This is a genomic window from Phenylobacterium sp. LH3H17, from assembly GCF_024298925.1.
In the GTDB taxonomy this organism is placed as follows: Bacteria; Pseudomonadota; Alphaproteobacteria; order Caulobacterales; family Caulobacteraceae; genus Phenylobacterium.
This window is the reverse complement of sequence record NZ_CP101283.1, coordinates 2,292,839-2,315,567: the sequence shown is the minus strand read 5'-3', so window position 1 is coordinate 2,315,567 and position 22,729 is coordinate 2,292,839. Positions and strand designations below refer to the sequence as shown.

General features: G+C 69.0%; 21 protein-coding genes. 15 read left to right on the top strand and 6 right to left on the bottom strand.

Annotated features, from left to right (window positions below):
- Nucleotides 1-70 precede the first annotated feature (70 nt).
- From M9M90_RS11485 to M9M90_RS11470, 4 genes are read left to right on the top strand one after another with little or no spacing between them, the layout of a single operon-like run.
- On the top strand, nucleotides 71-1,552 hold the full coding sequence (locus tag M9M90_RS11485) for a leucyl aminopeptidase (RefSeq protein WP_254833373.1): 1,482 nt from the start codon (nucleotides 71-73) through the stop codon (nucleotides 1,550-1,552).
- Nucleotides 1,553-1,564: 12 nt separating this feature from the next.
- The gene (locus M9M90_RS11480; RefSeq protein WP_254833372.1) at nucleotides 1,565-2,245 is read left to right on the top strand and encodes a hypothetical protein; all 681 of its coding nucleotides are present in this window, start codon (nucleotides 1,565-1,567) and stop codon (nucleotides 2,243-2,245) included.
- Complete coding sequence (locus tag M9M90_RS11475) at nucleotides 2,242-2,700, top strand: DNA polymerase III subunit chi (RefSeq protein WP_254837113.1); 459 nt, start codon at nucleotides 2,242-2,244, stop codon at nucleotides 2,698-2,700. Before M9M90_RS11480 ends, M9M90_RS11475 begins: the two co-directional genes overlap by 4 nt.
- Nucleotides 2,697-3,020, top strand: coding sequence for a peptidase inhibitor I78 (locus tag M9M90_RS11470; protein WP_254833371.1), 324 nt, complete (start codon nucleotides 2,697-2,699; stop codon nucleotides 3,018-3,020). Before M9M90_RS11475 ends, M9M90_RS11470 begins: the two co-directional genes overlap by 4 nt.
- 145 nt (nucleotides 3,021-3,165) lie before the next feature.
- On the opposite strand, the gene M9M90_RS11465 is transcribed toward M9M90_RS11470, so the two are convergent.
- Nucleotides 3,166-3,978: a potassium channel family protein gene (locus M9M90_RS11465; protein WP_254833370.1), complete on the bottom strand. Its 813-nt coding sequence runs from the start codon at nucleotides 3,976-3,978 to the stop codon at nucleotides 3,166-3,168.
- A gap of 37 nt (nucleotides 3,979-4,015) precedes the next feature.
- Nucleotides 4,016-5,899, bottom strand: coding sequence for an ABC-F family ATP-binding cassette domain-containing protein (locus M9M90_RS11460; protein WP_254833369.1), 1,884 nt, complete (start codon nucleotides 5,897-5,899; stop codon nucleotides 4,016-4,018).
- A 138-nt stretch (nucleotides 5,900-6,037) separates the two neighbouring features.
- Between M9M90_RS11460 and ndk the strand changes: the two genes are divergently transcribed.
- Together ndk and M9M90_RS11450 are read left to right on the top strand one after the other, a co-directional pair.
- On the top strand, nucleotides 6,038-6,457 hold the full coding sequence (ndk, locus tag M9M90_RS11455) for a nucleoside-diphosphate kinase (protein WP_254833368.1): 420 nt from the start codon (nucleotides 6,038-6,040) through the stop codon (nucleotides 6,455-6,457).
- A gap of 125 nt (nucleotides 6,458-6,582) precedes the next feature.
- Nucleotides 6,583-6,882 carry a hypothetical protein gene (locus tag M9M90_RS11450; protein WP_254833367.1) on the top strand — a complete coding sequence of 100 codons (300 nt, stop codon included), beginning with the start codon at nucleotides 6,583-6,585 and terminating at the stop codon, nucleotides 6,880-6,882.
- A 7-nt stretch (nucleotides 6,883-6,889) separates the two neighbouring features.
- Here the strand turns inward: M9M90_RS11450 and M9M90_RS11445 are convergent, their stop codons facing one another.
- Nucleotides 6,890-7,093 carry a hypothetical protein gene (locus M9M90_RS11445; RefSeq protein WP_254833366.1) on the bottom strand — a complete coding sequence of 68 codons (204 nt, stop codon included), beginning with the start codon at nucleotides 7,091-7,093 and terminating at the stop codon, nucleotides 6,890-6,892.
- Between the two features lie 174 nt (nucleotides 7,094-7,267).
- Between M9M90_RS11445 and M9M90_RS11440 the strand changes: the two genes are divergently transcribed.
- Genes M9M90_RS11440 through M9M90_RS11430 form a run of 3 tightly spaced genes read left to right on the top strand, consistent with a single transcriptional unit; the run spans nucleotide 7,268 to nucleotide 10,431 of the window.
- A complete protein-coding gene (locus tag M9M90_RS11440; protein ID WP_254833365.1) occupies nucleotides 7,268-8,431 on the top strand; it encodes an acyl-CoA dehydrogenase family protein in 1,164 nt (387 codons plus the stop codon).
- Complete coding sequence (locus tag M9M90_RS11435) at nucleotides 8,432-9,652, top strand: CoA transferase (protein ID WP_254833364.1); 1,221 nt, start codon at nucleotides 8,432-8,434, stop codon at nucleotides 9,650-9,652.
- Nucleotides 9,649-10,431 (top strand): enoyl-CoA hydratase/isomerase family protein, encoded by a 783-nt coding sequence (locus tag M9M90_RS11430; protein ID WP_254833363.1) that lies wholly within the window; start codon nucleotides 9,649-9,651, stop codon nucleotides 10,429-10,431. Before M9M90_RS11435 ends, M9M90_RS11430 begins: the two co-directional genes overlap by 4 nt.
- Here M9M90_RS11430 and purM read toward each other — a convergent pair whose 3' ends face one another.
- Nucleotides 10,432-11,457, bottom strand: a complete 1,026-nt coding sequence (purM, locus tag M9M90_RS11425) for a phosphoribosylformylglycinamidine cyclo-ligase (RefSeq protein ID WP_254833362.1) — start codon at nucleotides 11,455-11,457, stop codon at nucleotides 10,432-10,434.
- Between the two features lie 94 nt (nucleotides 11,458-11,551).
- Between purM and rnd the strand changes: the two genes are divergently transcribed.
- The 6 genes from rnd to M9M90_RS11395 all read left to right on the top strand — a co-directional run bounded on the left by rnd (nucleotide 11,552) and on the right by M9M90_RS11395 (nucleotide 18,957).
- Entirely contained in the window at nucleotides 11,552-12,733 is a 1,182-nt protein-coding gene (gene rnd, locus M9M90_RS11420) for a ribonuclease D (RefSeq protein WP_254833361.1), read from the top strand.
- Between the two features lie 190 nt (nucleotides 12,734-12,923).
- Nucleotides 12,924-14,567 (top strand): EAL domain-containing protein, encoded by a 1,644-nt coding sequence (locus tag M9M90_RS11415; RefSeq protein WP_254833360.1) that lies wholly within the window; start codon nucleotides 12,924-12,926, stop codon nucleotides 14,565-14,567.
- Nucleotides 14,564-15,274 (top strand): LysM domain-containing protein, encoded by a 711-nt coding sequence (locus tag M9M90_RS11410; RefSeq protein WP_254833359.1) that lies wholly within the window; start codon nucleotides 14,564-14,566, stop codon nucleotides 15,272-15,274. Before M9M90_RS11415 ends, M9M90_RS11410 begins: the two co-directional genes overlap by 4 nt.
- A gap of 94 nt (nucleotides 15,275-15,368) precedes the next feature.
- Nucleotides 15,369-17,150, top strand: coding sequence for a protein kinase (locus M9M90_RS11405; RefSeq protein WP_254833358.1), 1,782 nt, complete (start codon nucleotides 15,369-15,371; stop codon nucleotides 17,148-17,150).
- A gap of 5 nt (nucleotides 17,151-17,155) precedes the next feature.
- Complete coding sequence (gene tagH / locus M9M90_RS11400; protein ID WP_254837112.1) at nucleotides 17,156-18,214, top strand: type VI secretion system-associated FHA domain protein TagH; 1,059 nt, start codon at nucleotides 17,156-17,158, stop codon at nucleotides 18,212-18,214.
- Nucleotides 18,211-18,957, top strand: coding sequence for a PP2C family serine/threonine-protein phosphatase (locus M9M90_RS11395; RefSeq protein WP_254833357.1), 747 nt, complete (start codon nucleotides 18,211-18,213; stop codon nucleotides 18,955-18,957). Before tagH ends, M9M90_RS11395 begins: the two co-directional genes overlap by 4 nt.
- Nucleotides 18,958-19,559: 602 nt before the next feature.
- Here the strand turns inward: M9M90_RS11395 and M9M90_RS11390 are convergent.
- Both M9M90_RS11390 and M9M90_RS11385 read right to left on the bottom strand, forming a co-directional pair.
- Complete coding sequence (locus M9M90_RS11390; protein WP_254833356.1) at nucleotides 19,560-21,218, bottom strand: glycosyltransferase family 4 protein; 1,659 nt, start codon at nucleotides 21,216-21,218, stop codon at nucleotides 19,560-19,562.
- A 7-nt stretch (nucleotides 21,219-21,225) separates the two neighbouring features.
- Complete coding sequence (locus tag M9M90_RS11385) at nucleotides 21,226-22,728, bottom strand: Ppx/GppA phosphatase family protein (RefSeq protein WP_254833355.1); 1,503 nt, start codon at nucleotides 22,726-22,728, stop codon at nucleotides 21,226-21,228.
- Between the last annotated feature and the right edge of the window lies 1 nt (nucleotide 22,729).

Genomic DNA, 22,729 nt, shown 5'->3' with positions numbered 1-22,729 from the left:
CGCCGCAGGGACGGTCACGGTTGTCGGCCCGTGCGGCGCACGCCCGCATCGTCTGGAGTTTGAGGGACTAATGGAGATCGAGTTCGTCGCGGCGCAAGCCGCTTTGGCCGACAAGACGGCTCTGGCCGTCATCGTGTTCGAGGGTGATGTCCTGGCCGGCGCGGCCGGAGAACTCGACGCTCAGGCAGGCGGCGCGCTGGGACGCGCGGTCGCCGGCGGCCGCTTTACCGGCGCCAAGGGCCAGGTCCTGGATGTCCATGGCGCTCCGGGCGCCTCTCCGCGCATCGTGCTGGTGGGCGCGGGCAAGGCCGACGCCTTCGACGACCTGGCCGTGGAGAACGCCGCCGCCAGCGCCTATGGTGCGGTGAAGGCCTCGGGCCTGGCCATCCTGCGCCTGCGCCTGCCCAAGGACGGGGCCCATACCGCCGCCCAGGCCGCGCTCGGCGTGCGCCTGGCCGCCTACCGCTTCGACCGCTACCGCACCAAGGAGCCGGCGGAGAAGAAGCCCACGGTCATAAAGACCCAGATCGTCACCGACGAGGCCGATGCAGCCTTGGCGGCCTTCCCGCCCTATGCGGCCCTGGCGGACGCCGTGGCCTTCTCCCGCGACCTGGTCTCCGAGCCGCCGAACGTCCTCTATCCCGAGGAATTCGCCCGCCGGGTTAAGGCCCTGGAGAGCCTGGGCCTCGAGGTCGAGATCCTGGGCGAGGCCGAGATGGCCAAGCTGGGCATGGGTTCGCTGCTGGGTGTCGGCCAGGGCAGCACCCGCGAGAGCCAGCTTGCGGTCATCAAGTGGTACGGCGCCAAGGACAAGAAGGCCCAACCCATCGCCTTCGTTGGAAAGGGGGTCTGCTTCGACACCGGCGGCATCAGCCTCAAACCCGCCGACGGCATGGAAGACATGAAGTGGGACATGGGCGGCGCCGGCGCCGTCGCCGGCCTCATGCATGTGCTGGCCGGGCGCAAGGCCAAGGTCAACGCCATCGGCATCCTGGGCCTGGTGGAGAACATGCCCGACGGGAACGCCCAGCGCCCCGGCGACGTGGTCACGTCCATGTCCGGCCAGACCATCGAGATCATCAACACGGACGCCGAGGGCCGCCTCGTCCTCGCCGACGCCGTCTGGTACTGCCAGGACCGATTCAAGCCGAAGTTCATGGTCGACCTGGCGACGCTCACCGGCGCGATCATCATCTCGCTCGGCAACGACTATGCGGGCCTTTTCTCCAACAACGACGAGCTATCAGCCAACCTGCTGGCGGCCTCGACCGCCGAGGGCGAGCCCCTGTGGCGGATGCCGCTGCCGCCGCAGTACGACAAGAACATCGACTCGGTGATCGCCGACATGAAGAACACCGGCGGGCGGCCGGGCGGCTCGATCACCGCGGCCCTGTTCATCCAGAGATTCGCCAACGGCCTGCCCTGGGCGCACCTCGACATCGCCTCCACCGCCTGGAAGAAGCCCTCCAGCGTCCCAACCATCCCGGAGGGCGCCACCGGCTATGGCGTGCGCCTGCTGAACCGGATGGTCGCCGACAAGTACGAGAGCTGACGGCGCGCGGGCGTGCGCCTGATCCTGGTTCACAGTCCGCTGGTCGGCCCCGCCTCCTGGGGCGGGGTCCCGGCCGAACTGGCGCAGCGGGGCTACGAGTCGAAAGTCGTGGCCCTGCCGGACTGGGGCGGAATCGCCAAGCCCTACTATCCCGCGCTCGCCTCGGCGGTGGCTGAGGCCGTCGAGCCAGGCGACATCCTGGTCGTCCATTCCGGAGCCGGCGGGCTGGCGGCCTCGGTCGCGGCGTTTGCGGAGACGCGCCTGGCCGGCGTGGTCTTCGTCGACGCCATTCTGCCCCATCCGGGCCGGTCCTGGTTCGACACGGCCTCCACCCAGCTCGGCGAGGCGCTGCGCGCCGCGGCGGCCGAGGGCATGCTGCCACCCTGGGACCAGTGGTTCCCGCCCGGCGCCATCGCGGCGCTCACGCCCGAGGGGCCGGTCCGCGACGCCTTCCTGGGCGAGCTCGCCCCGGCGCCCCTGGCCTATTTCGACGAACCCGCGCCGGCGCTTGACGTGCCGCCCGTGGTCGGCTGGAGCTACCTGCGGCTTTCAAAAGCCTATGAGGCCGAAGCCGCCCAGGCCCGGGCGCTTGGCCGGCCGACCTTGCGGCTGGAGCTTTCGCACCTGGCCATGATGACCCATGCGGACGAGGTGGTATCGTCCCTGGCGCAACTGGTTCGGAGAGCGCCCTGATGGCCCCCGCCTGCGAGGTCTGGTTCTATCACCTGGAGCGCTCCGGGTTGGATCAGGTCCTGCCCGAACTGCTGGAAAAGACCTTGGCTCGGGGTTGGAAGGCCGTGGTCCGCGCCCGCGAGGCCGAACGGGTTGAACACCTTGACGGCTGGCTATGGAGCTATCGCGACGAGAGCTTCCTGCCGCATGCCCCCGCCGACGAGCCGGGGGCGGCGCGCCAGCCGGTGCTGCTGACCACCGCCTTCGACAATCAGAACGCCGCCGACGCCCTGTTCCTGGTCGACGGCGCCGATCCAGGGGAGCTCGAGGACTACCAGCGCTGCATCGTGCTGTTCGACGGGCGCGACGAGACTCAGCTCGCCGTGGCGCGCAGCCAGTGGAGCGCGCTCAAGGCCAAGGGCCATCCGGCCTCCTACTGGAAGCAACAGACCCGCGGTTGGGAGAAGCAGGCATGAAGACGCTCACCACCCTGTTGGCGGCCGCCGGCCTCCTGGCGCTCACGGCCTGCGCCGAACCGCCGCCGCCGCCCGCGCCGCCACCTCCACCCCGGCCCGCACCCGGGCCGCCGCCGCCATCCGAGCCCGACCAGTGCGGATCGGCTGAGGCCCAGAAGTATGTCGGCCGGTCGCGCACCGAGATCCCGGTGCCGGTGCAGCCGAGCCGGCAGCGGGTCGCCTGCACCACCTGCCCGGTGACCATGGACTTCAATCCGCGGCGGCTGAACTTCTTCTACGATGCCGCGACAGGCGTGGTGAGAGAGGTGAAGTGCGGGTAGGGGATCGTTCGCCGGGGGCGGAGCGGAGCGCCTAGTCGTCCTTCTTGCGGAAGATCCGGCGCAGGGCGGCGAAACCCGCCGGGGCCAGCAGGACCAGGACCAGCAGCAGATAGACGATGCGGGCTTCGTCGGGCACGGGCGTTGCTTAGTGGAAGTCGTCGTTGGGAATGTTCAGCAGTTCACCGCAGGCCTTGCAATGGACCGCGTCGATGTCGTGGCGCTGCAGGCCGCAGGCCGGGCAGGGAAAGCGCACCTTGTACGGGCGGAACAGCGCCTGGGCGAGACGGACGAACAGGGTGATGCCGGTCAGCATGGTGACGATGGAGATCACCCGACCCCAGGTTCCGGGTAGGGTGATGTCTCCGAACCCCGTCGTGGTCAGGGTCGCCACGGTAAAATAAAGCGCGTCGACATAGCCGTCGATGCCGGGATGGATGCGCGCGAAGCTCGTATAGACGAACCCGGTCATCACGAAGACGAAGGTCACGAGGGTCACCGCGGCGCGAGTGACGTCCTCCCAGCGCGTGTCGTCATAACGCCGCCCGACCGTTTCCCAGAAGAACTCGGAATGAACCAGGGTCCAGAGGCGCAGCACGCGCAGGAAGGCCAGGTTGAACAGCCACAGGGGAAACAGCAGCGTGATCAGGACGAAGATGTCGAGCAAGGTCGACGGGCTCCTGAGCCACTTGGTCCAACGCTCGGCGGCCAGGCCCCGGGCCCCGATATCGATCGCCAGAATCAGCGCCACCCCGATGTCGACGATCAGGAAGGCGGGCGACTCGCGGATGAACGGGGCGACGATGAAGAAGGCGATCAACAGGAAGTCGATGGCGATCACGGCCAGGCGGAACCGGACCGCCTTACGCGAGTGGCCGTGATAGAGCTCATGCAGCCGCGCGCGCACCCGAGGAGCGATGCGTCTCTTCGGCGGCGGCGCAGCGGCGGAGTCGTTGGTCATGCGCCGACCATACCGGCGCCCAGGCGGTTATGGGAGGTCAGGCGTCGCTCTTGACAGCTTCGTAGGCCTCGTTGGCGTCCAGCCACTCCAGTTCGGCGGCGTCGAGCGTCGCCTGCGCCTGGTCGCGCTTGCGGCCGAGGTCAGCGGCCCTGCCCGGGTTCTGAGCGAAGACCTTCGGATCGGTGAGCGACTTGTCGATCTCGGCCAGCGCCTGGGTCGCACGGGCCAGGGCCGCTTCGGCGGCCTCGGCGCGGCGACGGGCCGTCCCGGTCGGGACCTTGGCCTTCGGCGCAGCCACCGGCTTGGGCGGGGCGACGGGTTCCGGCGCGCGCACCTGGCTCGGGGCCTTGCCGGCCTGCTTGGCGCGATCGATGACGAACTTGGCGTAGTCGTCCATGTCGCCGTCGAAGGGCTCGATGGTGCCGTCGGCCGCCAGCCAGAGCCGGTCGGCGACCAACTCCATCAACGAGCGGTCGTGGGTGATCAGGATCACCGCGCCTTCGTAGTCGTTCAGTGCGTCCAGCAAGGCGCGGCGGCTGTCGATGTCGAGGTGGTTGGTCGGTTCGTCGAGGATCAGGAGGTGCGGCGCCTCCATGGCCACGAGGTTGAGCAGCAGGCGCGCCCGCTCGCCGCCCGACAGGTTATCGACGGTGGTGTCGACCTTCTGGTGGCTCAGACCGTACTGCGCCAGTCGGGCGCGGCGGCTGGCCTCCGACGCCTCGGGCATCACGGCGCGGATGATGTCCAGCGGGGTGTCGCTGGGGTCCAGGGCCTCGATCTGGTGCTGGTGGAACCAGCCGACCTTGAGCCGGGGCGAGCGCTTCAACTCGCCGGCCTGGGGCTGCAGAGCGCCGGCAATCAGCTTGGCGAAGGTCGACTTGCCCGCCCCGTTGACCCCCAGCAGACCGATGCGGTCGTCCAGGTCCAGTCGCAGGTTCATGTGCCTCAGGATCGGCGTCTCATCATAGCCTGCCGACACGCCTTCCAACCGCAGCAGCGGCGGGGCGAGCGGGCGCTCGGGGGAGGGCAGGACGAAGGGCGCGACGTGCTCGGCCACGACCGAGGAGACCGGCGGCAGCTTCTGCAGCATCTTCAGCCGCGACTGGGCCTGGGTCGCCTTGGACGCCTTGGCGCGGAAGCGGTCGACGAAGGCCTGCAGGTGGGCGCGCTGGGCGTCGACCTTGGCCTTGGTGGCCTCCTGCAGCCGGGCCTTCTCCTCGCGCTGGCGCTCGAAGCTGTCGTAGCCGCCCGCATAGAGGGTCAGCTTGCCGTCGGCGAGGTGCAGGATGTGGTCGCAGCTGTTGTTCAGGATCTCGCGGTCGTGGCTGATGATCACCGCGGTATGCGGGTATTTCTTCAGCCGGGCCTCCAGCCAGAGCGCGCCCTCCAGGTCGAGATAGTTGGTCGGTTCGTCCAGCAGCAGCAGGTCGGGCTCGGCGAACAGTGCGGCGGCCAGGGCCACCCTCATCCTCCAGCCGCCGGAGAACTCCGACATCGGCCGCGCCAGGTCGGCGTTCGAGAAGCCCAGGCCCGACAGGATCTCGGCGGCCCGCGACGGCGCGCGGTCGGCGCCGATGTCGGCCAGCCGGGCGTAGATCTCGCCCAGGTGCTCGGGCTCGGCGGTCTCCAGCTCGGCGTTGAGGCGCTCACGCTCCTCATCGGCGGCCAGAACGGTGTCCAGCAGGGTGACCGGGGTGGCGGGGTGTTCCTGGTCCACCGAGGCTATGCGCGCCGACTTCGGATAGCCGATCTCGCCATCGCCGGCGTGCAGCTCGTCCAGGATCAGCTTGAACAGGGTGGTCTTGCCCACGCCGTTGCGGCCCACGAGCCCCACCATGGCGCCCACGGGGAGGCTGACGCTCGCGTGGTCAAAAAACCGGCGGCCCCAGGCGTCGAAAGTCAGGTCATTGATTTGCAGCATGGCGGGAGGTCGCGGTGCATATCAGAGGTCGGAGGCCATGGCGACCGCTGTGCTTGGCGATGCTGCATCGTGCGGCTATAAGCCCGCCACCCCGCGCGGACCTGCCGCGCCTCCCCAATAAGAAGACAAGCCCACACAATGACCGAACGCACCTTCTCGATCATCAAGCCCGACGCGACCAAGCGTAACCTGACCGGCAAGGTCAACGCGGTGATCGAGGACGCCGGCCTGCGCATCGTCGCCCAACGCCGGATCAAGATGACCGAGGCCCAGGCCAAGAAATTCTACGAAGTCCACGCCGAACGCCCGTTCTACGGCGAACTGGTCGAGTTCATGACCTCCGAGCCGGTGGTTGTTCAGGTGCTGGAAGGCGACAACGCCGTGGCCAAGTATCGTGAAGTCATGGGCGCCACCAACCCGGAACAGGCCGCTGACGGCACCATCCGCAAGCTGTTCGCCCTCTCGGTCGGCGAGAATTCGGTCCACGGCTCCGACAGCGCCGACAACGCCAAGATCGAGATCGCCCAGTTCTTCACCGACGATCAAATCGTCGGCTGAATTTTTTGGGAACAGGCGAAGCGTCACCGCGTTAATAGAGGGCGCGGCGACGAGCCCACCCCGGTCCCAGCGGACCCGCCGCGATAAACAGGCCCCGTTCGGCTTCCCCGCCGGGCGGGGCTTGATTGTCTCTGGAGGAACCGGCCATCCGCAAGAACCCACCGCCCGTGACCGCCGGAACCGGCGAGCTTCGTTTTCAGGGGTTCGACGGGGTCGTCGATTATGAGATCACCGGTCAGATGAAGACTCTGGCCTCGGCCTACAGCCCGCTTCGCGGCTTGTTGCGTACGGCGCCCGAGACCGCCGAGGCGCTGTTCCGCGCCGGCGACGCCGCCCTGAAGCTGGACGACGGACGCGACTGCCGCATAAAGGTGCTGGCCTACAGCGCCGGCAGCGACACCGCCTATTTCGAGATCCGGGTCTGAGCCGCGGCTATTTCGGCCGGGTGATCTGGCTGGTCCGCAGATGCGGAGAATGGATGCGGTCGTAGTCGCTCGGGGCCTTCAGCTCCAGCGCCGCATCCAACAGGCGCGGGCCATCCAGTCCGCGCGGCGGCGGCTCCGAACTCAAGGCCTTCCAGAGGCTCAAGGCCTCGCGGCGTAAGCGTTGCTCGCGGTTCATACTCAACCCGTCCATGGTCTTCGAACAGTTCCGCACCCTCGAAGTTCCATCAGAACAAGATTGAAATTCAGTAACCTTGACCAAGTTGAGCTTTGGCGCAGGGTTTGACTCACGCACGGTGACGTCTGATCTGCCCGTATCCAAGGGTCGCGCCATGCGCTAGCTGAGCCCTGGGCGAGGAGGAAGAGCGTGAGCGCTGCGGCCAGCGAGAGTTTCCCTGAAATCCGCGAGGCGGTGCGCAGGCTGTGCGCCCAGTTTCCGGGCGAGTACTGGCGCGCGCTCGACCGCGAGCGGACCTATCCGACCGCTTTCGTCAGCGCCCTGACCGAGGCCGGCTTTCTGTCGGTCTTGATCCCGGAGGAATACGGAGGTTCGGGCCTGGGACTGTCGGCGGCCACGGCGGTTCTGGAAGAGATCCACCGTTCGGGCTGCAACGGCGGCGCCTGTCACGCCCAGATGTACACCATGGGCACGGTGCTCAAGCACGGCAGCCAGGCGCAGAAGGAAGCCTATCTTCCCAAGGTCGCCACCGGCGAACTGCGACTGCAGGCCTTCGGTGTCACCGAGCCCGGGGCCGGCACCGACACCACCCGCATCTCGACCTTCGCCAGGCGGGACGGCGACAAGTACGTGGTTCGCGGCCAAAAGATCTGGATCAGCAGGGCCGAGCATTCCGACCTCATGGTGCTGCTGGTGCGCACCACGCCGCGCGAGCAGGCCGCCCGGTCATCCGACGGGATGAGTGTGCTGCTGGTCGACCTGCGGCGGGCGGTCGGCAACGGGCTCACCATCCGGCCGGTGCGCACCATGCTCAATCACGCCACCACCGAGCTGTTCTTCGACGACCTTGAGGTTCCGGCCGAGAACCTGGTCGGCGAGGAGGGCAAGGGTTTCCGCTACATCCTTGACGGCATGAACGCCGAGCGGATCCTGATCGCCGCCGAGTGCATAGGCGACGGCAAGTTCTTCATCGACCGGGCCAGCGCCTACGCCAAGGAGCGCGAGGTTTTCGGCCGCAAGATCGGTGAGAACCAGGGCGTCCAGTTCCCGATCGCCCGCGCCCACGTCCAGGTCAGCGCCGCCGAGCTGATGGTGCAGAAGGCCGCGGCCATGTTCGAGGCCGGCCAGCCCTGCGGCACGGAAGCCAACATGGCGAAGATGCTGGCCTCGGAGGCCTCCTGGTTCGCCGCCGACACCTGCCTGCAGACCCACGGCGGCTTCGGCTTCGCCGAGGAGTACGACATCGAGCGGAAGTTCCGTGAGACTCGCCTGTACCAGGTGGCCCCGATCTCCACGAACCTGATCCTCAGCCACGTGGGCACCCACGTGCTGGGCATGCCGAAGAGCTTCTGAATGTACGACCTTCTGAAGGGGCTGCGGGTCGTTGAGGGCTCGGCCTTCGTGGCGGGGCCGACCTGCGGCCTTTATCTGGCCCAGCTCGGCGCCGAGGTGATCCGGTTCGACAATATCGGCGGTGGCCCGGACTTCCGGCGCTGGCCGCTGACCCCGGGCGGCGACAGCCTCTATTGGGAGGGGCTGAACAAGTCGAAGAAATCCATCGCCATCGACCTTTCCCGCCCCGAGGGCCGGGAGCTCGCCGCGCGCCTGGCGGCCGCGCCGGGCGAGCAGGGCGGGGTGTTCGTCACCAATTTTCCGGTCGAGGGCTTCCTCTCCTACGAAAAGCTCGCCGCCCTTAGGCCCGATCTCATCTGCGCCAGGGTCATGGGCTGGGCCGATGGCGGGCCGGCGGTGGATTATACGATCAACAGCGCCGTGGGCGTTCCGTTGATGACCGGTCATCCCGACGATCCGCGGCCGGTGAACCACGTCCTGCCCGCCTGGGACCTGCTGACCGGCGCCTATGCCGCTTTCGCCCTGGTGGCGGCGGTGAGCGCGCGGGCCAGGGACGGCAAGGGGCGCGAGATCCGCATCCCGCTGTCGGATATCGCTGGATCCACCATGGCCAATCTCGGCTACCTGGCGGAGTCCCTGGCCGGCCCCGATCGGCCGAGGATGGGCAACGACCTCTACGGCGCCTTCGGCCGCGACTTCGTGCTGCGGGACGGCCGCCGGATCATGCTGGTGGCGATCACCGCCCGCCAGTGGAAGGGACTGCTGCAGGTGTTGGAGATCGAGGCGCTGGTCGCAGCGCTGGAATCCGAGCTGGCCTTGAGCTTCGCCGTCGATGAGGGGCTGCGCTTCAACCATCGCGCCCGACTGCTGCCGATCTTCGAGGCGGCCTTCGCCCGCAAGACCCTGGCCGAGCTGCTGCCGGCCTTCGAGCGGGAAGGCGTGTGCTGGGGCCCCTACCAGCCCATGAGCGAGGCCGCCCGGGATGAGCGCCTGTTCAAGGGCAACCCGGTCTATTCCGACATCGTACATCCCAGCGGCCGGACCTATCCAGCGGCGGGCTTCGCCGGGACCATCCCGCAGGAACGGCGGGCGCCGGCGCGCCCCGCGTCCAGGCTTGGACAGCATACCGACGAGGTGCTCAGCGAGGTGCTGGGGCTTACGAGCGGCGAGATCGCGAGGCTGCACGACACGGGGGTCGTCGCCGGACCGGAGGGGACATGAAATTGAAGACGATCACGGTGAGCGAGGCCGGCGAGGGCGTCCGGCTGGTGACCCTCTCGCGACCCGACGCGGCCAATGCGCTCAACACCGCCATGGGCGAGGAGCTGCTGTCGCTGTGGAAGGCCATGGCGAAGGACCCCAAGGTCCGGGTCGCAGTGTTGACCGGTGCGGGCCGGTTCTTCTGCGCCGGGGCCGATCTCAAGGAGCGCGACGGCATGACCGACGCGGCCTGGGGCGAGCAGCACGTGATGTTCGAGTCGATGATCCGCGCCCAGCTTTCCTGCCCTTTCCCGATCATCGCGGCGGTGAACGGCGCGGCCATGGGCGGCGGCTGCGAGATGGCCCTGGCCTGCGATTTCGCCTGGGGTTCGAACACCGCGCGGCTTGGGTTGCCCGAGGTGGGGCTGGGCATCATCCCAGGCCTGGGCGGCACGCAGTACATCGTCCGCGCGGCCGGGGCGCGGCGGGCCTCGGAGCTGCTGATGTCAGGCCTGCCCATCGATGCGGCCCAGGCGCTGGATTTCGGCCTGCTCAACCGAGTGGTCCCGGCCGACGAGCTGATGCCCCAGGTGCTGGAGCGCGCCCGGGTGATCGCCTCAAAGGCGCCGCTGTCGGTCAAGGCGCTCAAGGCCGTGGTCCAGGGCGGCGCGGCCCTGCCGCTGGACAAGGCCATGGCCCTGGAGCTTGTACAGTACAATCGCCTGTTCAAGACCAAGGACCGCCGCGAGGGCGTCGCCGCCTTCAACCAGAAGCGGACGGCGGTGTTCAGGGGCGAATAGTCAGGCTGCCGCCAGCTCGCCGCAGACGAAGGCGTCTTCTCCGGCCCCGAGCAGGCCCTCCAGCGCGTCCGACAGGTGCTCGGGCGCGACGATGAGCACCATGCCGACCCCGCAGTTGAAGGTGCGGCGCAGCTCGTGCTCGGAGATCCCACCTACCTCGGCAAGCCATTGGAACACGGGGGGCAGGGCCCAAGCGTCCCAGTCGAACTTCGCGGCCAACCCGTCGGCGATGGCGCGCGGCGGATTCTCGATCAGGCCGCCGCCGGTGATGTGGGCCGCGCCCTTGATGCGCCCGGCCTTGATCTGCGGCAGCACGCTCTTGATGTAGATGCGCGTCGGCGCCATCAGCGCCTCAGCCAGGGTCTTGCCAGGCGCGAACGGAGCGGCCGCGTCCCAAGCCAGACCCGAACGCTCCACCACCCGGCGGACCAGCGAATAGCCGTTGGAGTGCGGTCCGCTGGAGCCGAGCGCGATCAGCACGTCGCCTGACTTTTGCGTGCCGAGCGTCGGCAGCACAGCGCCGCGCTCGACCGCCCCGACCGAGAAACCGGCCAGGTCGTAATCGCCTTCGGAATACATGCCCGGCATCTCGGCGGTCTCGCCGCCCACCAGGGCGCAGCCGGCCTGCTTGCAGCCCTCGGCAATGCCGCCGACCACACGGGTGGCTTCCGCGACGTTGAGCTTTCCGGTGGCGAAATAGTCCAGGAACAGCAGGGGTTCAGCGCCCTGGGCCAGCAGGTCGTTGACGCACATCGCCACCAGGTCGATCCCCACCGTGTCGTGCTGGCCGGTCTCGATGGCGATCTTGAGCTTGGTGCCGACCCCGTCGGTGGTCGAGACCAGCAGGGGGTCGGAATAGCCGGCAGCCTTCAGGTCGAACAGGGCGCCGAAACCGCCCAGCGACGCGTCGGCGCCGGGTCGGCGGGTGGCCTTGGCCAGGGGCTTGATGCGCTCGATCAGGTCGTTCCCGGCGTCGATATCGACGCCGGCCTGGGCGTAGGTGAGGCCATTGGGCCGGTCGGTCATGTGACGCCTTTAGGACTCAGGGCGGGTAAGAAATTGGCCTCCGCGCGCATCCGGCGCTTGCAGACTCGGCCACTCGCGAGCGTATAGCTACTTGATGACGCCGATTACAACCACCGCCGAACTCCAGGCGTTCTGCGACAAAATCAAAGGCCAGCCTTTCGTCGCAGTAGACACCGAGTTCATGCGCGAAACCACCTACTGGCCCAAGCTCTGCCTGATCCAGGCCGCCGCCCCCTCCGCCGAAGCGGTGATCGATCCCCTGGCCGACGGGATCGATCTCGAGCCGTTCCTGGAGATCCTGCGCGACGAGAGCATCGAGAAGGTGTTCCACGCCGCGCGCCAGGACGTTGAGATCTTCAACAATCTGAATGCGATGCCGCGGCCCCTGTTTGACACCCAGGTCGCCGGCATGGCCGCCGGGTTCGGCGAACAGATCGCCTATGACGCCCTGGTCCGCCAGATGCTGAAGCTGGAGATCGACAAGTCGTCGCGCTTCACCGACTGGGCCCGCCGGCCGCTGACCGACGCCCAGCTGGTCTACGCCCTGGGTGACGTGACGCATCTGGCCGAGCTCTATCCGATGCTGCGCGACCGCCTGCAGAAGGAAGGCCGTCTGACCTGGGTGGTCGACGAGATGCAGAGTCTGTGTGATCCGGCCGTCTACGACGTGGAGCCGGAGAACGCCTGGAAACGGCTCAAGCCGCGGCGCCACACCTCGAAATACCTGGCGATCTTCAAGTCGGTGGCCGCCTGGCGCGAGCGGACCGCCCAGATGCGCGACCAACCTCGCGGCCGGATCCTCAAGGACGACGCCATCGATGAGGTCGCCACGCAGGCGCCGACCGACGCCGACGCCCTGGACCGGCTGCGCTCGGTGCCGAAAGGCTTCTCGGGCTCGCGGTTCGGACCCGACCTGCTGGCCGCCGTCCGCGAGGCGCTGAAGGACCCCGAGGGTTACGCCCCGGTGATCGAACGCAGCAAGGTGCAGGTCTCGCCTGCCGCTGGCGCGGTGGTCGAGCTACTGAAGGTTCTGCTGAAGGCGCGGGCTGAAGACGCCGGTGTGGCGTCCAAGCTTATCGCCACGGTTTCGGACCTGGAACAGATCGCCAATGACGACGACGCCAAGACTCAGGCGCTCACCGGCTGGCGGCGCGAGGCGTTCGGCGAGGACGCTCTAAGGCTGAAGCGCGGCGAACTGGCCCTGGTGCTGGACGGCACGCGGGTGCGGGTGGTGGAAGTCCGCCGCGCGCCCAAGGCGACCGCCGCGGCGGAGTAGGGGGCCGAGCCGAAATCCGGCGTCGGGATCACGATCTCCGACGCGGCTCAGGTCACGTTCTGTAAAGGACACATTTTCACCAAGCGGTAGAAGACCGGGGCGCATGGTGCTGGCCGAGGCCTTCGTGGGGACGGCCCGCCGTGGTGAAGATTTGAGACTCTGGACCTACAGAGCGCTGGGGAGGTTGCCGTTGATCGGCTTCCGCGGAAAGATCGTGGCCCTGGCCGCGATCGCCGTGGCGTTTCCCTTTGCCGGATGGCTGGCGCCGGGCGAGGGCCTGACCCGCGCCGCGACCCTGGCCGGCGCCTTCTGCGGCGCGGCCGCCATCCTGGTCCTGCTGTCCTTGATGCTGCGGCCCCTGGGCCTGCTTGGCCGGGCGCTGGAGGCCTGCGCCGAGGGGCGCGAAATCTCGGCCCTGCCACAGGGTTTCTCCGACGGGGTCGGCCGCATGATGCGCGACGTCAACCAGATCGCCGCGCGCCTGGACGGCCAGCGCCACCGCCTGACCAATCGTCACCCGATCACTGGCCTGCCCACGCGCGAGCCCTTCCTGGCCGTCCTTGAAGCCGGGGTGAAGGATGTTGCCCACACCGTGGTGCTGGGTGTGGTGCGGTTCGCCGACTATGACCGACTGGCTGCCTTCGACCAGGGCGCGGCCGAGCGAGCGCTCGCCGCCTTCGCCCAACGCCTGTCAGGCGCCTTGCAGCCCAGCCGTGTCGTGGCGCAGGTGGACCGCGATTGCTTCGGCATCTGGTTCGCGGGCGTCGCCGCGCCGCATGTGGCCGCCAACGAGCTTCAGGCGCTGGGCTATGTGCTGAGCCAGGAACTGCCCGACATTCGGCTCTCGCCAGACGTCGACCTGGGCGCGGCGATCTTCCCGCACGACGGGGAGGATCCAGCCACCCTGTTGACCCGAGCCTTCGCGGCCCTGCCCAAGGCGGGGGAGAGCTCGGGCGGCAAGCTGTCCTTCTTCTCCGCCCAGTCATCGGTCGCCGCCAAGGAGCGGTTCTCCCTGGAGCAGGACCTGCGCCAGGCCATCGGGCGCGAGCAGCTGGCCCTTCATTTTCAGCCGGTGGTCAATCTGGATACAGGCCGGGTGGTGGGCGCCGAAGCCCTGTTGCGCTGGCGCCACCCGGACCTTGGCATGGTCTCGCCTGCTGAATTCATTCCGATCCTGGAACAGTCCGGCCTGATCGATGAGGTCGGGCTCTGGGTGCTGAACGCCGCCTGCCGCGAGGCGCGCGCCTGGCAGGACCTGGGTCTCACGGGCCTGAAGATGGCGGTGAACCTGTCGGCCCGACAGTTCGCAGATCCGTCGCTCAACACCACCATCGTGCGCACGCTGGAGCGCCACCGTTTGTCGCCCGGCGCCCTTGAGGTCGAGCTTACCGAGACCGCCGCTATGGAGGACGCCGCGCGCACGCGTCGGCTGGTCGAGGAACTGCGGGCGCTTGGCGTCAGCGTCGCCATCGACGATTTCGGCGCCGGCTATTCCAGCCTGTCTTATCTGAAGAACCTGCCGTTCTCGAAACTGAAGATCGACCGCGAGTTCGTCACCAAGATCGACGAGCGCCGCGACAGCCAGGCGATCTGCCGGGCGCTGGTGGAGCTGTCGCGCGGCCTCGACATCCAGGTGCTGGCCGAGGGCGCCGAAACCCGTGAAGAGGTCGAGACCCTGCGTGGGCTCGGATGCTCCCTGATCCAGGGGTTCTTCTTCGCCAAGCCGATGAGCGGCGAGGATTTCGTGCGCACTGTACGCGACCCGGTCTGGCTGGCGCGGCTGGCGCCCCCCGCGCCGACGCGGTCCGGAACCAGTCGGAGGGCCGTGGCTTGAGATCGCCGATCCTATTGGCCGTCCTGCTGACCCTCACCCTGGCGGCCTGCGCGCAGACGCCGAAGGGCGCGCCAGGAACCACCATCTCGCCGACCCGGGGCGGCGTGAACCCCGCCGCGCCCGTCGCTACGCCCGGGCTCAGCGCTCGCGAGCGCCAGAACCGGGCCGTGGAACTGTTGGGAACCGGACAGGGCGTCCTGGCCCGGGCCGAGCTGCTGGCTGTGCTGGCCGAGCAACCCGCCAACGCCGTCGCCCGCAAGCTGTTGGACCAAATCGACCGCGACCCGCGCGAGCTGCTAGGCGAGAAAAACTATGTCTACAAGGTGCGGTCGGGAGACTCGATGTCCAGCCTGGCCGACCGGCTGATGGGCGACAGCCTCATGTTCTATGGCTTGGCCCGGTACAACGGCATCGCCGACCCCTCGCAGATGAGCATCGGGCAGACCCTGCTGATCCCCGGGGTTCCGCGCAAGGTCGTCCCAGCCAAGCCCGCTGCGGCCACCGCCGCGACCGCCGCGCCGGCCAGCCAGCGCAATCCCGTCCGCGCCGGCCAGCTGCGCGGCCAAGCCCTGGAGCAGATGAACCGCGGGGCGATCAACAAGGCCGTGGGGCTTCTGCGCCAGGCCCTGGCGTTCGATCCGGGCAACCCCGTGATTCAGCGCGACCTCGACCGCGCCGTGCGCATTCAGGCCAATGTGCGCCGCTGAGGTGAAATAATTCGCCGAAAGCTTCGCCGCGCGAATTGTCCTTTAACCGTAGCCGCTTAGCCTCTGGAAAGGATCGCGGTCCGGGGACTAGGGCATGTTGAAATTGGTTGGGCGCTATGAGGTGCAAGCGCGGATCGGCGAAGGCGCGATGGCCGACGTCTACCGGGCCTATGATCCGGGCATCAATCGCGTCCTGGCCATCAAGGTCCTGAAGGCCGAGTTCCGCCAGAACCGGCACTACGTCGCCCGTTTCCTGCGCGAGGCCAAGGCGGCCGGCGCCCTGTCGCACCCCAATATCGTCACGATCTATGACGTCGGCGAGGTCGACGGCTATCCCTATATCGCCATGGAGCTGCTGGACGGCGAACCGCTGGACAAGGCCGCCGTGCGCATCGGCAAGTTCCCGGTCGACGACGTCCTGGCCATCGGCGCCCAACTGGGCGAGGCCCTGCGTTACGCTCACGAGGTCGGGGTGGTTCACCGCGACATCAAGCCCAGCAACATCCTACTGGCCCCCGACGGGCGGAGCGTGAAGATCCTCGACTTCGGCATCGCGCGCGTGGCCGAGGCCGACACCGAGGCCGAGATGCTGAAGACCCAGGTCGGCCAGGTCCTGGGGACCCCGCGCTACATGAGCCCCGAACAGGCTCTGGGCGGCCATATCGACGGGCGCTCCGACCTCTTCTCCGTGGGCGTGGTGCTCTACGAACTGATCACCGGCCAGCGAGCGTTCGCCGGGACCAGTGCGGCGACTCTGGCCCTGCAGATCACCCAGAACGACCCGCGCCCGATCGCCGAACTCGCGCCGGAGTGCCCGCGCGGCCTGCAGTTCATCATCGGCAAGCTGCTGGCCAAGAAGCCGGAGCGGCGGTTCGCCGACGGGGGCCAGCTGGCCGAGGCCATGCGCCGCGAACAGCGGTCGCTCGAGGCCCAGGCCGAGGAACTGGAGGGCGTGCGCCGCTACCTGCCGCTGCAGGCCCGCCTGACCCTGATCATGGCCGGGATCACCGCGGTGGTCCTGCTGGTCTGCGTGGGCCTGGTGCTGAACCGCCAGGACCGCGCCATGGAGCGGATGGCGCTCTCCTCGGGCGGCGCCATCGCCTCGTTCGTCGCTTCCAACGCCGCCCTGACCGCGGCCGACAACGCGACCCTGCCGGCCGACCAGCGCGACTGGGCTCCGGTCGCCGCCTTCGTGCGCGCCGCCTCGGCCGACCCCAACATTCAGCAGATCACGGTCGTCGACGCCGACGGCCTGATCCGCGGCGCCACCGACGCCAGCCAGGTCGGCCAGATCTACGAAACCCCGCGCGGCGAGACCCCGATCCACAAGGGTGAGGACGGCGTGGTCACCAGGACCAAGCTGGAAAAGGGCGTCGGCGGTTTCCGCTTCGTGCGGCCGATCCTCTATGCCGGCCGCTCATTCGGCACGGTCGACGTGGCCGTCAGCCGCGCCGATCTGGAGGCGGCGGCCTCGCTCTCCCACTGGCTGCTGGCGACGCTCAGCGCCGTGACCCTGGGGGTCGTGGTGGCGGTGAGCTATGCCGCGGCCAAGCAGGTTGCCGGGCCGATCCGCCGCCTGCGCGCGGCTCTGGCCGACGCCACCCGCGGCGACCTCGACTTCCGCATCTCACACACGCGCAAGGACGAGTTCGGCGAGCTGTTCGACGGCTTCAACCGCTTCGCCGCCTCCGTCCAGGACCGCCTGGAGACGGAGGCCCTGACTCGGGCCGATCCCACGCCCAGCGAACCTTCGGCCATGGCCGAGCTGCGCATCGCCGCCGCCGCCGCCGAACGCGCCGTCCAGGCGCTCGACCGCACCCGTCTGGTTCTGGAGGACGACGCAAGCGACCGGACGATCATCGGAGGCCGCACTTGAGCGCCATGACCGCAACCCTGGCGCAGCCGAAGGTGGCCAAGGCCGTGCTGCGCCTATTTCGCCAGAGCGACCCGTTCCAGCTTCTGGAGTCGCGTGAGCTTACCGAGGGTGAACTGGTGGTGGGGCGTGACGCCGCCGCTGGATGGACCATCGCCGACCCCGAACGCTCGATCTCGCGCAATCACTGCGTCATCGCCCTGCAGGCCGGTCGGTTGACCCTGCGCGACACCAGCTCCAACGGGGTTTTCGTAGGTGCAGGCCGCGATCGCCTGCCGCCCGGCGATCCCGCGCCGATCGAGGCCGGCGACACCCTGCGCCTGGGCGGCTACCTGATCGTGGTCGAGGCCGCCGACGCCGAGAACGGCGCCTTCGACGCCCCGTTCAGCAGCCCGATGCTGAAGCCGGTGGCCATCACCGAGGCCACCCTGGCCGTGCCGAGCAGCTGGGCCGGACCCGAGGCCGCCGAGGCCCCCAGCGACGGTTCTCTGCTGGACGCCTTCTGTAACGGCGCACGTCTGGACGCCTCGGCCTTTTCCGGCGAGGACCCGGTCGAGGTGATGCGTCGGCTGGGCGCGGTCTATCAGCAGATGGTCTTGGGCCTGGGCGACCTGATGAGCGAGCGGACGTCGGTCAAGACCGAGTACCGCATGACCCGCACCACGGTCTTCGCCGAGGGCAACAACCCCTTCAAGTGGGCCCCGGCCCAGCGGGTAGCCACCGACCTGCTACGACCGCGCGGGGAAGGGTTCCTGTCCGGCCCCGCCGCGGTGAAGGCCTCCTTCCAGGACATGAAGAAGCACTTGCTGTGCATGATGGCCGGCCTGCGCGCCGCCGTTGGCTCGACCCTGGAGGCCCTGGCTCCCGAGGAGGCCGAGGCGCGGCTCAAGGGCCAGTCCCTGATGCTGAAGAACCGCGACGCCATGGCGTTCGGCGAATACGTCAAGCTGCACGCCGAGTTCCGGATGCGGGCCGACGGTGATCCCGACAGCCCCGTGAACCAGGCCTTCAAGGCCGCCTATGAGCGCCAGCTGATCGAACTGGACGCCATGAGCACCCAGGCATGAGCCGAGCCGCGGCCCCGCCTCGCGTACGCAGTTTCGTTACCGCCAGCCGCACCCATGTCGGGCTCTCTCGCAGCCTGAACGAGGACCGCTTCCTGGCGCGGCCCGAGATCGGGCTGTGGGCAGTGGCCGATGGCATGGGCGGGCACCAGGCCGGGGACCTTGCCAGCCTTCGGGTGGTTGAGGCCCTGGTGGGGCTGGGCCGGCCGAGGTCTGGGTACGCCTATCTCAACGCAGTTCGCGAGCGCCTGATTGCGGCCAATGCCGACCTCGTCGAGCACGCCGCCAAGCTGTCGCCCGGCGCGGTGATCGGCTCGACCGTCGTCGTCCTGCTGGCGCATGAGGACCACTATGCCTGCGTATGGGCGGGCGACAGCCGGGTCTATCTGCGGCGCGGCGGAGCCCTCATGCGGGTGACCCACGACCACAGCCTGATGCAGGAGCTGATCGATTCCGGCGCCCTGGAGGAACAGGAGGCCCGCACGCGCCGGATCTCGAATGTCATCACCCGCGCGGTGGGGGCGACCGGGACCCTGGAACTCTCCGAGACCCATGGCGACATCCGGCCGGGAGATGTCTTCCTGCTGTGCTCCGACGGTCTGACCGGCCTGGTCGAGGACCACGAGCTCGGCGCGTTCCTGGCCCTGGACGACCTGGAGGCCGCCGCCGATCGCCTGCTGGCCCTGACCCTGAAGCGGGGCGCCAAGGATAACGTCACCCTGATGCTGGTCCGCGCCCAGCGCTGAGGCGTTCCCGCCCAATTTCGGTGGATAGTTTCAACGCCTTGGCGCGCGGCGCTTTGCGCGTGTCGCCTCGCGAGTTGTCCACCGCTCATCAACCGCCGCTAACGGTGTGGGCGAATCACGCCGCTTGCCAGCGGGCCGGATCGGGGCGAGCCTCAACTTGTCGAGAGGGACTGCGGCGCGGACGAACCGGGCAACCGGATCGTAAAGCGAACAGGAGGTCCTGCGAAGACCGGCGAAGGGGTAACCTGGAGTTGGACAACGTGGGGCAACGGCGACGGACAAGGCCAGTCGGGGCGACCCAACGAACCGGAAACGTCAACGACCTCAAGGCGCAGGCCCTTCACCGGGTCTGGATGAGAGGGCGACGCAACGGGCAACCGCGGCGTCGCCCTCTTGCTATGTGCGTTTCGCCTCGCGATCCGTCCTCGAACCGCACCGAGACCTGTGCATCTTCGTGGCGTTCGGAATCTCGGGACGCATGGCGGAGACCGGGGATGCCGAAAGGCATGCTGGCCGGAGCGAGCCTATGGCTGCGCGGCCTCGCCGAAGGAGACCGTACTCGACCTCGACACCACGGACCGCAAGTGGGTCGGCGCCCGCCGCTAAAGCCAGTCGATGACGCCCAGCTTGGCCATCCAGACGATGGCCAGCTCCAGTGCGGGGCCACGCGCGGGCGGAAACCGCGCCAGGACGTCGCCGACCGTGGCGGCCTGACCGCTGGCCAGTAGGCCGCAGATTTCGGCGCACTCGGCCGTATTGGCCCGCCACACGCTGGCATGGCTGTCGAGATCGGTCCGCACCAGGTTGGCGGGGTCGACGCCGGACCGCAGGGCCAGCGGCGTTTCGGGCGCAAGGACCTGAGACGCGAAGCCCGCAAAATCGGCGAAGGGATCGCCCTTGACCGGATGGATGCGGTGGCTGGGCTCGACGTCGCCGGCCGCGGCGCGGATTGCGGCCAGCTCGTCCAGCAGGGCGCGGATCTCGCCCACCACCACGGGCCAGTCGAAGGTGGTGCGGATCCGCTCGCGGCCGGCTGCGCCCATCCTGGCGCGCAGGGCCGGATCGGCGATCAGGGCTGCAAGGGCCTGGGCGGCCCGGCCCACATGGACTGCGGTGTGCTGGGCGATCGCGCCCACATAGTTCTGATAGGCGTCCATCCCCACCGCGTGGCGCGCGGCCAGGCCTTGGCCCTGGCCGTTGGCCGGAGCGCCCAGGGTGGGGACCAGGAACCCTTCCTGGCCGTCGCGGACCGTGTAGCGATAGCCGTCCCAGTCGCTGACCACCACGGGCAGGCCGGCGGCCATGGCCTCGATGGGGGTGATCCCGAAGGTCTCCTGGATGTTGTCGACAAGGGAGAGGAAGATGTCGCCGGCGGCCCAGGCCCCGCCCACCACTTCGGGGTCGTTGCCGTCCAGGAAGTGAGTCGTGACCGATGGCCCGTAGGCGCGCGCGGCCTTCTCGTAGAGCGGCCTGTGCACCGGCTCGTTGGGGAACCAGCCGACCAGGGCGAACTGGACCCTCTTGCCGGTCGCCCTCGCGGCCTCATCCACCGCCGCGAACATCGGCTGGGGGAAGGCCTTCTCGAAGAACGAGAGCCGCCCAACCCATAGGACAAGGATGTCGTCCTCGCCGAGACCCAGGTCCGCCCGCACCTTGGCGCGCACCTCCGGCCGGTCTGCCAGGGCCTGGAACCGAGCGCCGTCGACCCCCAGCGGGACCAGCGGCAGTTTCGGGATCGCGCGGCGACCGCCGTCGCCGAACCGGTGGGCCAGATAGTCGCCCCACCCCTCGAACATGTCGGTAAGCGCGTCCTGCACGGCCGGGGAGGTGCAGATCAGCGCGTCCCAGGGTTGGATCGGCGCCACCTGGTTCAGGGCCAGGCTCATGCGGCTGGCGGGCGGGGCGATGGTGTGGATCAGGCCGACCAGGCTGTAGGCGCGGTCCGACGCGTTCTGTCGGCGCAGCCAGGCGAGGTCGGCCAGGTCCGGCTGGCCGCGCAGCAGGGCGCCGGCCGCCACCGCGCGGTGGGTGGCCAGGACGCTGTCGACGCCGAGCTTGGTCGTCGTTGGCCGGCCCTGGGTCAGGGCCGGCGCCACCTGGTCAAGGCCGACCTGAACGAGGGTCAGTATGTCCACCGCCTCGAAACCGCCGTGGGCGACAAGGGCGCGATAGAGGTCGAGATTGGCGACGTCCTTGCCGAAGAAGTTCTGGCCCAGGCCGAGTTTCCCCGCCGGATGAAAGATCGCCAGACGGGAGCTCATGGGCGTCCTAACCAACCTGCAGTTTCAGGCGCAGGGCCTGGGCGAGGGTCTGGGCGCGCTTGGCGGTCTGTTCGCCCAACAGCATGTCCGACCAGCCGGCCTCGGCGGTGAGTACCAGGGTGTCGCCCGCGACCCGGAGGGTCGAGCGCTCCAGCAGGGCCGGACTGCGGGCCGAGAGGTCGCAACCCAGCCGGATGGCCGAGCCGAGCGCCCGCGCCCTCTGGCGTCGCTCCGTGGTGAGCACTCGGGAGATCGTTCCCGGTTCGGGCACGTTGGGTCCCGAGTTGTGGCGGGCAAAGGCGGCGCTGGCCAGGAAGGCGCGCTCAGGGTGGTTCATGCCCGCGATCGGCGCGCGCAGCACCTGCTCGAAGGCAAGCTCTCCGCGATGGTCCGGGTGCAGCCGCGCGCCCAGGTCGGCCAGCCGGCAGGCCGCGGCGATGAGGGTCGCCTCGCGCGCGCCAAATACCTGAGGCAGGGCCCCGATGGCCGGCGCCAGCCAGCGCTCAAGGGCGCCCGGCAGGGCGTTCGCCAGGCCGTGGACCATGGTTAGGGCCGCGCAACCCTCAATCAGCGGGTCCCGCGCCTGCTCCTCGGACGACATGGTCTCCAGCAACAAGCCCTCGCGCAGACCGTAGGCGGAGATCACCACCCGCTCGACCCCCAGGCGCTCGATCAGGGCGTCCAGCACCAGAGCCGAATAGGGCAGGGTGTCGAAGCGCTTCTTGGAGAGGCCCTGCATTCTCTCCAGCGACGCCCGGGACTGGCGGGACACGAAGCGGGCCACATCCACCGCGTCGGATCGGCTCATCTCGTATTGGTGGGCGACGCGCAGGGGATAGTCGGCCATTTCCATGTGCAGCAGGGCCAGGTTGCGCCAGGCGCCGCCGACGGCGTGGAACTCCCGGGTGCGGAAGGCCAGCGCCGCCTGATCAAGCTCGGCCACGATGTGTTTTCGGGTGCGTTCTACCTCCAGCGCCTTGGGCGCCCCCAGCGCGAAAGGCCCGAGCGGCAGGGTGACGCCGTGGCGCGGCGCTTGGGGGTCCAGATGCACCAGCTCCAGGCTGGCGCCGCCCAGGTCGCCGACCACGCCGGCGGCGTCAGGCTGGCCGGCAAGTACGCCCAGGGCGGCGTAGCGGGCCTCCTCGGCGCCCGAGAGCACCCGCATGGACAGGCCGGCGACGTCCTGCACCTTCTGAATGAACGCCGCCCCGTCGGCGGCGTCGCGCACGGCGGCGGTGGCGACCACGAAGAGCTCGGCGGTGTCCCAGCCGCTCAGCGCGGCGCGGAAGCGGCGCAGGGCGACCAGGGCGGTCTCGACGCCCTCGGGCGACAGGCGCCCGGTGACCGTCAGGTCGCGGCCGAGGCCCGCCAGGGCCTTCTCGTTGTAGACCGTCCAGATCGCTCGGCCTTCCAGCCGGTAGATCACCAGGCGCACGGAGTTGGATCCGATATCGATGACCGCGGCCTGGCGAACGCCAGCCGCGCCGGAAAGCGGCGCCTGCGACTGCATC